Annotated in this window: 17 protein-coding genes; 9 read left to right on the top strand and 8 right to left on the bottom strand. The window is 41.7% G+C overall.

From position 1 onward, the window contains the following. The 6 genes from DSOL_RS24705 to DSOL_RS24680 form a co-directional block, all read right to left on the bottom strand. The coding region (locus DSOL_RS24705; protein WP_170871615.1) for a tyrosine-type recombinase/integrase at positions 1–571 on the bottom strand (571 nt) is incomplete at its 3' end. Positions 572–746: 175 nt separating this feature from the next. Further along, positions 747–1973 (bottom strand): site-specific integrase, encoded by a 1227-nt coding sequence (locus DSOL_RS24700; protein WP_075367387.1) that lies wholly within the window; start codon positions 1971–1973, stop codon positions 747–749. A gap of 538 nt (positions 1974–2511) precedes the next feature. After that, on the bottom strand, positions 2512–2811 hold the full coding sequence (locus DSOL_RS24690; protein WP_170871614.1) for a cell division protein SepF: 300 nt from the start codon (positions 2809–2811) through the stop codon (positions 2512–2514). 268 nt (positions 2812–3079) lie between these two features. Further along, entirely contained in the window at positions 3080–3223 is a 144-nt protein-coding gene (locus tag DSOL_RS28535) for a hypothetical protein (protein WP_207649676.1), read from the bottom strand. Positions 3224–3315: 92 nt separating this feature from the next. Continuing rightward, a complete protein-coding gene (locus DSOL_RS24685; RefSeq protein WP_075367385.1) occupies positions 3316–3528 on the bottom strand; it encodes a hypothetical protein in 213 nt (70 codons plus the stop codon). A 162-nt stretch (positions 3529–3690) separates the two neighbouring features. Beyond that, positions 3691–3915, bottom strand: coding sequence for an AAA family ATPase (locus tag DSOL_RS24680; RefSeq protein WP_075367384.1), 225 nt, complete (start codon positions 3913–3915; stop codon positions 3691–3693). Positions 3916–4504: 589 nt separating this feature from the next. On the opposite strand from DSOL_RS24680, the gene DSOL_RS24670 reads away from it, so the two are divergent. From DSOL_RS24670 to DSOL_RS24655, 8 genes are all read left to right on the top strand, one after another. Then, positions 4505–4879, top strand: coding sequence for a hypothetical protein (locus tag DSOL_RS24670; protein WP_075367382.1), 375 nt, complete (start codon positions 4505–4507; stop codon positions 4877–4879). Between the two features lie 75 nt (positions 4880–4954). After that, positions 4955–5233, top strand: a complete 279-nt coding sequence (locus DSOL_RS27665) for a hypothetical protein (RefSeq protein WP_075367381.1) — start codon at positions 4955–4957, stop codon at positions 5231–5233. After that, positions 5226–5414 carry a DNA gyrase subunit A gene (locus DSOL_RS29875; protein WP_345788432.1) on the top strand — a complete coding sequence of 63 codons (189 nt, stop codon included), beginning with the start codon at positions 5226–5228 and terminating at the stop codon, positions 5412–5414. Before DSOL_RS27665 ends, DSOL_RS29875 begins: the two co-directional genes overlap by 8 nt. A 25-nt stretch (positions 5415–5439) precedes the next feature. Then, entirely contained in the window at positions 5440–5652 is a 213-nt protein-coding gene (locus tag DSOL_RS29870; protein WP_345788431.1) for a DNA gyrase subunit A, read from the top strand. 53 nt (positions 5653–5705) lie between these two features. Next, a complete protein-coding gene (locus DSOL_RS29865; protein ID WP_427854459.1) occupies positions 5706–6329 on the top strand; it encodes a DNA gyrase subunit A in 624 nt (207 codons plus the stop codon). Next, positions 6235–6492: a DNA gyrase subunit A gene (locus tag DSOL_RS29860; protein ID WP_427854458.1), complete on the top strand. Its 258-nt coding sequence runs from the start codon at positions 6235–6237 to the stop codon at positions 6490–6492. Before DSOL_RS29865 ends, DSOL_RS29860 begins: the two co-directional genes overlap by 95 nt. Before the next feature lie 26 nt (positions 6493–6518). Then, entirely contained in the window at positions 6519–7298 is a 780-nt protein-coding gene (locus DSOL_RS29855) for a DNA gyrase C-terminal beta-propeller domain-containing protein (protein WP_345788429.1), read from the top strand. A 382-nt stretch (positions 7299–7680) separates the two neighbouring features. After that, positions 7681–7971 (top strand): hypothetical protein, encoded by a 291-nt coding sequence (locus DSOL_RS24655; RefSeq protein WP_075367380.1) that lies wholly within the window; start codon positions 7681–7683, stop codon positions 7969–7971. Between the two features lie 5 nt (positions 7972–7976). Here the strand turns inward: DSOL_RS24655 and DSOL_RS24650 are convergent, their stop codons facing one another. After that, entirely contained in the window at positions 7977–8150 is a 174-nt protein-coding gene (locus DSOL_RS24650; RefSeq protein ID WP_075367379.1) for an aspartyl-phosphate phosphatase Spo0E family protein, read from the bottom strand. A gap of 137 nt (positions 8151–8287) precedes the next feature. After that, positions 8288–8587 carry a helix-turn-helix domain-containing protein gene (locus DSOL_RS24645; RefSeq protein ID WP_235838989.1) on the bottom strand — a complete coding sequence of 100 codons (300 nt, stop codon included), beginning with the start codon at positions 8585–8587 and terminating at the stop codon, positions 8288–8290. Positions 8588–9467: 880 nt separating this feature from the next. Here DSOL_RS24645 and DSOL_RS24635 point away from each other — a divergent pair. Further along, a complete protein-coding gene (locus DSOL_RS24635) occupies positions 9468–9674 on the top strand; it encodes a hypothetical protein (protein ID WP_075367377.1) in 207 nt (68 codons plus the stop codon). Positions 9675–9736: the final 62 nt, after the last annotated feature.

Here is a 9736-nt window from a genome sequence, read left to right as displayed (position 1 = left end):
GCAGGTCATATACACGTACATTCGCAGAGCACTGTGTAGGCTTGACGGAATCCCAGATTTCCCGAAACTGCCGGGTTAACCACTTGGCAGGATATAGATTCCCATCCGGCGAAGGAAAAAAGTAGTCGCTTTTAGGGGCAAACAGTGCAAGCTGTTCCGCATAGGAACGGCAGAGATCCAGCATATCATCAGACATAGGGACAATACGTTCTTTATGAGATTTGTTTTTCCTTATGAATAAAACACCCTCATTGAGATCTACATCCACTTTTTTGATCTCTCGTCCTTCGTTTGGGCGGAGCCCGCAGAAATAAATTAACCGTAACAAAACCGGAAGGATAAGATGCCTATTGGGTGTTCTTTTATTTGTTGCTAAACTGTCAGCACCAGCAAAGATGGCAGAAAGCTCCCTATCAGAAAAAATATATGGCATAAACGAAGTCCCGCCAGTGGTAAAATCACTGGGTATCACATAACTGTCAATCCCAATTGCATTCAGATATTTCCCGAATTCCCGCAGTGCGCAGAGTCTTCTTCGGAACCCAGACGGAGTTTCTGTCGGACGTTTCATACCCCATGACAGTGCAAGTTCCTTTGTCAGAGAGCTTTCCTGTGGATATGCAGGAGGCAGAACCGGCTGAAATCATTCAGAAAACCTTCATAAGTATGTCTTGTAAAACCAAGGCTGGTCTTGAAGACTATCATCTCATCGATATATGGAGAAAAGAGGCTTACGCTTTCACTGCTCATAATCCACCTCTTCCTATGGATTCGAAACTAAGTGCACACTGTTTCAGTCCACCAATGTCCAGTGAAATGTACTGTTTTGCTGATTCAACGGAACGATGTCCAAGCACCTGAGATACAGTCGTGACAGGTATTCCTTGTACAACCATTTCCGTTCCGAGCGTCCTTCGGAATCCATGAAATGTCTTACCGTCTCCAGTCACATGGGGGATACCGGCTTTCTTCAGATACTTTCTGAAGATGCATGCAATTGACACGCCATCATGGAACTGCAGATAGGGTGCAAAACTTCGTAGAAACATAAATTGGGATTCCGACACCGGTCTACCATGCAAGAGATAGTCAATCATTGCATTGCCGGCATTCTCATCCAAAGGAAGAGATAAGGCCTGTTTTGTTTTCCCCTGTATCAGGTGGATTTCGCTGTTTCTCCAATCTATATCTGCCAATTTGAGGTTTGCTATATCTCCGGCACGGAGACCGGAATAGATGCCGAGCTGAAGTATGGCATAATCACGTTTCCCGATGCCTGAGTCTGTGTCAACCTGCTCAAGTATTCGTTTTATCTCGTCCGAAGAAATACAGGGCTGTATTTTTCTGTCACGCGCTCTTGGCGCAAAAAGAACTGACTCGAATAGGATATCGAGCATTCCTTTACTGCGTAAGAACATATGAATCTTTTTCAATGTAGTGACGACATCGTCCATACTTTTCGGACGAAAAGAGGAAGCCTCGACGATAAACTGACGGATATCTATAGTTGAAACGGTTTCAATCGTCAGATGTCCATTACTGGACAGGAATAAGAAATATCGTTCTGCTATGGAATTGATTATCCTGATACGTCTGATGTCGCCAAGACTGTTCAGGAATTCTGACAGGATATCCATGTAGTACTTAGATAGCTGAGTTTGCTTTCCTGGTAAAAAGACTTTCCACTGAAAACAGCTGCTCATAAACAATTCGTTCAGAATATATACACCTCTGTGACGCCAGTTTAAGGTTTTCTGTGAAATGGAGCCGGTAGAAAGCTGTTCCTGATAAACAATGCATAGTTCATTCATTAATTCTTCACGATAGAATTTCTCATCATTCTGTCCGTAGAATTCTAGGATTGGCTGAAATGCCCTGTAACGGTAAGACTTGATGCTTCCGTCGCACAGTTTTAGCTCACTCAGTTCTTTCAGGGCGGTATTAATTAGTTGTTCGATTCTGACTTCTGTCATAACTTCAGACCTCCGATAATAATAAATTGGTCAACGACCAAATCCATTATTAATCATTCTTTGTCTGACAGACAGTAAAAAAATTATTCCGACTTTTATAGCACACGAATTAAAAAAAGCATTGAATCTCAAGGCTGTTTACGTAAAAGTCGGAATAATCTAGAAATCGGAATAAGTGCTGTTATTCCGATTTCTGAATAACACCACCGTGCGTACCGTTCGGTACACGGCGGTTCCCCAGTTTACGCTTTAACTTGTCGATAATATTCTGAAAAGAACAGGGACCCGAGTCCCTTAATAACATTGTTAGTTAGGGATTTGGATTGGATAGGGCTATTGGATGTTCTCCAGTAGCTCTTTCTTGTATTTGCGTATTCCCAGTGATTTAAGCATTTTAAACTTTGTCCTCACTCCTTTCCATTGTTTCCAGTAAATCATGTGAACCTATCAATCGTCAAATTAGGCAAATTGTTTCCGCATCGTATCAGGTCAATAAGTTTCTCTGCTTGCTCATGTTGATCCAACTTTGTTATAAACATCATTGAGTCAAAGTCACCCCCTGTCCTGTTAATAAAAAGATGTTAGTATCTAACTTTAACGACCCGCCACCCAGTGCGTAAGTAACTCCCACCGCGAAATCAAGAATCCGTTCTGCGATGTTGGGATCAACCTTAGTTAAATTGAGTGCTACAATTGTTTTGTTTTTGAGTTTATCCCCAATGTGTTTCGCGTCTTCAAAATCCGTCGGGACCATCAGTTCAATAATCGGTCCGATGGGGGGAGGACTGCCGCAAGGGGACAACCTTGGATGGGGAAATTTCGTCGTCCTCTTCTTCAAAATCAGAAAATCCCATGACATCCATTGCTTTTCGTAAAGGACCTAACACACTCTCACCCCAATTCATATTTTTTGCGTTTGACACCGACGAGTTCTAATCCGCAATGGTCGATATAGATGTATTTACATTCGTTTTTTTGTAGACATGTGTCGCACAAACAAGTTCCTGAGTGACACTGACGACATTCACACATTTGTTCCACCACCTTTCAGTATGTAACCTTTACTAATTAATTTTGCTACGTGTTCCTCGATCTTTTTTGAAAGGTTAATATTGTTTTCGTCGGCCAAGGCGTTTGCCCAAAACTCGCATAAGTTCGCCGATTTCCTCGAAAACTTTGAGAGTACAGGATCGAATTGTCGGTTGTAAACCTGTTAAATAGGTGAAGGTGACTGATAAGTGTTTTTTCATGGGTGTTGGCCCCCTAAAAATTTTACAGTAGTCCTAACAACACCTATCAAATATCCGATAAAAATACCGAGAAACAACGCTCAATCATACATTTACTTCACACTTTCTGCCTTTGCAATAGCACTTCGTAATTCATGAAGCCTCAAACGAAAAACTTCTAAGTTTTGGTGCCTTTTAATTGATCCTTGAATCTCCAATATCGCTACGGCACAACGTATTGTGCTTTCCGCCTCGCGACAAGCTTTCAAAAGCTCCAGTGCCACATCATCCATTTGTTCGCCCCACCCATCCTCCAGACGTACCATAGTCACCGCCTAGAATAATTGATTTATATTTATTTGTGCAAAATTCACTGATCCTCGACCAAGAATTGCCTGATAATTTGTTCACTAGGTTTTCTAATGGTTCTTCAAAATTTACCAAACGGTCCAATTGGTAATGAACTAAGTATTCCGCTATTTGCAAATTCAGAAGGGGAGTCCTAACCATAGTTTCAAATTAAACCGTCGCTCCAAAGCAAGGTCCAACATTTCGGGCATATTTGTGGCACCAATGACGATACTTGTATCCGGAAATCGATCCAGGGTTATAAGTAATGTATTGATGATCGAGTTGTACTCTTTGCCCGAACCGAAGCCACCCTGCTGCCTTGCTGAACCTATAGCATCAAGCTCATCGAGAAAAAACAACACGTTATTAAACAGTCTAATGCTAGATCATTTCATTCTAATCAAAGACGGTCAGTTGGCCGGGGTCACCGGCGATCGGTCGGGGCAATTGGTTTTCAGCGGAGATTTACCATACTCACGTTTTGCCCGAGTTCCGAAAACAAAGAGTGTCCAGAGTACTTAATGAGTTTGGAATCTATTATGCTCGGGATATCCTGCATAAAAAGGTATTAACCTGCACCGTCCGAGATGAAAACGAGGCGTCTAAAGCCCTGGTTAAGTCAATCAGTTTTCATAAAGTATGTTCGTTGAAAACGAGGGGCGAAGGATTAATTATTATGTAACGGAGTTGATGGTTACGTGACTATGACAAGGGAAAATGAGATTCTCGATGCCCTTTTGGAAGGGGAATCCAATAAGGAGATTTCAAAAACGGTATTTATGTCTATAGAAAACTTGCAAAACCCATTTAACCAGTATTTAATAAGAAAGTCGGGGTTAAAAATCGCACGCAGTTGGCGTGTTGGGCGGTGGTTTTTCGATGATTTATTTTTTAAAGTTGCATTCTGAGTTGTTCGGATGGGTGTCTTTCGGTTTAGGGATGTGTTGTCTAATGGGCGGCGTAATTGTAAGTACAAGCGTAAATGATGGACTTAAATTGCTGTTTGGATTTTTAACTACAGTTTTCATTGTGGTTAGCGTTATTTTTGGGCTCACTTGGGTAGATGTCGGTTCTAATTACAGTATTTTGATTTCATCACATCCAGCTAATATTTTAACGTTGCAAAATATAAGTGTTGACGGTGCCAGTATAACCTACATTCAACAAGACGGAAATTTGAAAAATTATAATTATACGGGATCTGTGAAGCTAGGTGTCAATCTCAAACAGCCGACTGCTGATGTAGAAGTTCATAAAAACATATTTGGTGATCAGGAAACGGTTTTGAGTAATCTTGTGGTTCCGAAGGATGAATTTACCCATTGAGAAAGTCGGGATAAATTTCATTGTAAGAAAGAAGGATTTGCTAGGAACAGTTCAAAAGACGGAACCAAACTCGAATTGATTGTTAGAAGCCCAATAATCGGTTTCGTTGTGATTCAGGATGGTTCGGAGGTAAGAACTGAGGTATTTACCGCTTTATTGGGTGATGTTAGTAATTATATTAAAATTAAAAAAAGCGAAAAAGTAGTGGGGGTAATTCCAGCACATCCCAATTGCTTTGAAATCACAGAGTCTGAAGGAGCATCAACATTAGGATATGAATTTCCCGGAGCAACTAATCCGGATTGGTGTGTCATGGCAGAGCGGGCACGCAAACGGAGGGCTCGCAATGAGTAACACCACAATCACTCAACAACCCCTCGAAAACGCCCTACCCGAAGCATTCCTCGGCTATTCTGAATTTGTTATTCTCCATAGGGCCATCCCAGATGTTCGGGATGGCCTTAAACCGGTGCATCGTCGGATCATCTACGCAATGCATGAATTGAATATGGCTCACGACAAGGCCCACAGTTAAGTCAGCAAGGCTAGTGGGACACTGTATGGGGTCTTATCATCCCCACGGTGATTCAAGCATCTATGATGCCGCTGTACGCATGGCACAGCCTTGGGCTAGTCGATACCCAATGGTGGACGGTCATGGGAATTTTGGCTCAATTGACGGGGATAACGCAGCGGCTATGCGCTACACAGAAATCCGCATGACTCCCCTCTCTGAACTTATGTGTCAAGATATTGATATCCTTTATTCCTAATTACGACCAACGTTTAAAAGAGCCCACAGTGCTCCCCTCTCCCCTCCAAACATATTATACTCAATGGAACGTCTGGGATCGCCGTAGGTATGGCCTCAAACATGCCTCCTCATAATTTGAAAGAGGTCATTAGTGGGATCGTTGCACAAATTGATAACCCAAAGATCTCTCTGGAGGAATTAATGACCTTGGTCCCTGGCCCCGATTTCCCAACAGGCGGTAAAATCATTGGACGCGAAGGTATCCATGACGCTTATGAAACTGGGCGCGGGAAAATAACCATGCGTGGGACAACCGCCCTTGAACGAGGTAAAGGTGGGAAGTCCCTCATTGTTATCACGGAGATCCCCTATCAGGTCAATAAGGCAAACCTGGCTGCAAAAATTGAGTCTCTTTCCGAGGAGAAAATTGAAGGGATCTTAGACGTTCGCGACGAGTCTGACCGGGAAGGTATGCGCCTAGTGGTTGAATGCCACAAGGATACAAACCCACAGATCGTCCTTCAACAGCTTTGCAAATACACTCAAATTGCAAGAGACATTTGGAGTTATCAATTTAGTGATCGACCCCAAAGGAACACCGATGGTCATGGGACTCAAGGAGATTATTGCAGTTTATACCAAGCATCGTCAGTTTATGATCCGCCGTCGGACCGAGTACGACTTAATGAAAGCTAAAGCACGCGCTCACATCTTAGAGGCCATTGTGATCGCTATCGACAACCTAGACGAAGTAATCAAGATTATCCGGTCAGCCAAAAACACGTCGATGGCCAAAGCAAATCTAATCCTACGATTTGAATTCGACGATGCTCAGGAGTTCCGGCCATTTTGGACATGAAATTATAGCATTTGACGGGATTAGAATTGGAATCAATCAGCAAAGAGTATGAAAAATTACTGCTGATGATTGACGACTTTAAAGACATTCTAAAAAATCATTACCGTATTGATATTATTCTAAAAAACGAACTCCTGGGATTAAGTAGCCGTTACTCAGATGATCGCCGGACTGCCATTTTAGACAAAGAGGATATCAAGGATTTGGTTAAAGAGGATCGTATCGGATATTTTTTCCGCGATGGGCATTTTCAGTGGACGGAAGCTAAAGGGAGCATTGACCAAATAACCGTCCCAGAAGACACTGAGGGCCTCAATTTTCTCTTTGTGACTCGCCATGGTCAAGTTATGCGAAGCCCCATCGATGACTTCCTACGGGCTCACACGGATGAAACGATAACCCTTAAAAATGGAAATGAGCTCATTCGGACCTTCCTGGTGGGTGACTCCGGGGAGATCATGCTACTCTTTTACGCTGGGCAGAGCATCCGTTTCAAGGTAGGCGAGGTTAGTATTATGGGCCGAAAATCCTGTGGTGTCCGTGGGATGAACACCAATGATGTAGTCACAGCTTTGTATATCGGGGAATCGGATGTGGGTAAACGCCTTGTAACGTTTACAGAGAAGGGATATGCCAAGCAAACCTTATTAGCCGAATACCCTATTCAGGACCGTGGTGGGAAAGGATTGGCAGCCGCCAAGATTAGCGATAAAACAGATCTATTGGTTAATGCTGTTTTGTCAGATGGGACAGGGAAATATAAAAAAATTCCCTTAGAAGATAGAACTAAAACTGGGCAAGCGTGAATGTATTTTCTGACAAACGGTCAAACGATACGAAATTCAAATTGAATGAAATAGCAAATATTGGCCTCGGCAAATCAAAGCCGAGGCCTTTTTTCTTTGATTTTTCATTAGACATCTCTTGGTACTATTGCTTCATTGGGATGAGATTTTGATAGATTTCACTAAAATCCTCATCCTACTTCTCTCAAGCTACATGAAAATATTCCAGAACATAAAAAAGCCCCCACCGTTTCCGATGAGAGCGAAGCGAAGGAGAGAATCTTTCAAAGGTATCTTGCCATAGATCCTGCTTATTATGCGAGTTATCTAGAAAAAAATACTTCTCATCTGTCATTTTCCTTAATAGAATCCATTAACAAGAATTGTTGAACGGAGGTTAACTATGATTGACCTTGATGTTCTCGATAAACAATGCCCAAAGTGTTGTGGCCTCGGCAGAATCGAAAATCCAGCATGGTATCCTATCTGGGCCACGCGCAGCGATCTTAAGGATTCGTTTCAAATTTTGGAGACAAAAGAGAAACTAACCATTGCAGAAGAAACGGCTCCGGATCAACTAGACGAACCAATCTTCTTCATTTGCAAGAAATGCCATGGTAGAGGAAAGATACTTACAAATGAAGGGAAACAGCTTATAGAGTTTGTGAGGTTTTGGTTGAATCCGAACTACTAAATGATCTAGATTAAATCAAGATCATCGTTTCTTTTCTTGGCAATATAAAACTCGTTAATCAACACGTCAAGCTTTTCGGTAACCCCTACCACTCTCGTGTCCGTAAGATCTTTATCCGAAGCTATCTTTTGCATTTGTAGTCTTAGTTCTTCTATTCGTTCGAGGACCGTTAGTTTCACTCTTAGAACATCTTCTTTCGTAACAATTAGCACACTTGGATATTTTAGTACAATGAAACGGTAACATCAACCGTATAAAAGGTAATGTTTTGTCGTAATATGAAAAAGAGTAAGGCCCCCACCATTCGGCGAAAACCTTACTTGTTATTCACCAATTCATCTATCGAGATGCCTAGCCCGGTCGCCAATTGTACGAGCTCATTTATACGAGGTATTTTTAATCCAGCTTCAATTTTGATAAGGTGTTTCAAGTTGATTCCAACATTAGAAGCTAACTCTTCTTGGCTTAACTTGAGTTTTTGTCTGTAGTAGATTATTCGTTTACAAACAGTTTTGTCAATTATGATCAATGAACTATCTCGCCTTCTTTCACTCACATCTGACAATTTATTTCCTGTAACTAATTTTCTGGTTTGGGATTGAGCTGTCAACGACAAAAAAAGGCCCCCGCCAGTTTCCGATGAGGGCGAATGAGGAGAACCAAAAGATGGTGTTAAGGGATGTCGAGTTGTTAAAACTCCACTCTTCCGTTGCATTTTATGGCTTTGTTCTACAACGAAAGACCTATTTCCTCTATAAGGTCCAAAGACGGGAAGAAGGTCCTATACCCCCCGCCAGAACACCTACGGGTTCGGTAGATAGCACATTGCTCAATTGTAAATCACCGTTCTCGATTATTAAAAGGCAGACCTGAAAAACGAAACTCTTAGCCCGCTTCTATAGGTTTTTTAGAACTTATTCAAAACCATTATAAGCACCAAAAAAGGCCCCACCGTTACCGATGAGGGCCAAATGCGAAGGACGAGAGTTTTATCGAGAGATATCTTGCCCAGGATTCGGTATATTATACGGGGGCGAATAGACAAAACCTACCAGTAGAACTGCATAGTCAGTCTAAGTTTTTTCACCTTTACAGCCCAATTCAGTGCTTCTCTCAATAAGGTGATAATTAATTGTGATTAAATGGTAAACAATGGTTTGGAGATGGGGTTTATTTTTTTGACGATGACCCAAGTAACAACAGATAACAGCACACAATGTACGCAAACGTGCCGTAATTGTCAATTATGGTCTCTCATTAGCTATAATGATCAAATAAGGTACCTTACAGACCGATTATTCTATTAAATTTCCAAAAACACTACATGTAGTTGTAAGATATTGTCTCTAAGCTACATATAGTATTTGTGAAAATATATTTAAAGGCAAATAAGTTATGAATTTAGAGTAAAAACATCCAATTAAGGCGGGAGCAATACATAACAAATCAACACCAGCACATAATAACACTCATCATACAAAGAGTAGATGAGCTAAATGAAACGAATCAAAGTCGGAATCGCACTCATTACAATGTTCGGTCTACTATTAGGAACAGCCAGTGTCGCAAGCGCTAAAGCTACTTCCCCGGTACATCATGTCAAAGCACTTCAAACCACAACCAAGAGCACACATCATCAAGCTAAAAAGCAAACCACTAAGAAGACGGTCCATAAGTTGGCTAAGTTACTAGCAAAGAGGTAGAATGATGTTCAAAACTACTCGCAGGCCCAAAAATAAGCTTAGTCGCTGGCCAAACATTATAG

The organism is Desulfosporosinus metallidurans, from assembly GCF_001936615.1.
Classification (GTDB): Bacteria; Bacillota; Desulfitobacteriia; order Desulfitobacteriales; family Desulfitobacteriaceae; genus Desulfosporosinus; species Desulfosporosinus metallidurans.
Note: the sequence above shows the minus strand (reverse complement) of the source record. Positions and strands in the feature narration are given on the sequence as shown.

Excerpts from the sequence above, each read along its gene's own strand:
- DSOL_RS24700 (WP_075367387.1), bottom strand. The coding sequence starts at position 1,973 with ATGACAGAAGTCAGAATCGAACAACTAATTAATACCGCCCTGAAAGAA.
- DSOL_RS28535 (WP_207649676.1), bottom strand. The coding sequence starts at position 3,223 with ATGAAAAAACACTTATCAGTCACCTTCACCTATTTAACAGGTTTACAA.
- DSOL_RS24685 (WP_075367385.1), bottom strand. The coding sequence starts at position 3,528 with ATGGTACGTCTGGAGGATGGGTGGGGCGAACAAATGGATGATGTGGCA.
- DSOL_RS24670 (WP_075367382.1), top strand. The coding sequence starts at position 4,505 with ATGGGCGGCGTAATTGTAAGTACAAGCGTAAATGATGGACTTAAATTG.
- DSOL_RS29875 (WP_345788432.1), top strand. The coding sequence starts at position 5,226 with ATGAGTAACACCACAATCACTCAACAACCCCTCGAAAACGCCCTACCC.
- DSOL_RS29870 (WP_345788431.1), top strand. The coding sequence starts at position 5,440 with ATGGGGTCTTATCATCCCCACGGTGATTCAAGCATCTATGATGCCGCT.
- DSOL_RS29860 (WP_427854458.1), top strand. The coding sequence starts at position 6,235 with ATGGTCATGGGACTCAAGGAGATTATTGCAGTTTATACCAAGCATCGT.
- DSOL_RS24655 (WP_075367380.1), top strand. The coding sequence starts at position 7,681 with ATGATTGACCTTGATGTTCTCGATAAACAATGCCCAAAGTGTTGTGGC.
- DSOL_RS24635 (WP_075367377.1), top strand. The coding sequence starts at position 9,468 with ATGAAACGAATCAAAGTCGGAATCGCACTCATTACAATGTTCGGTCTA.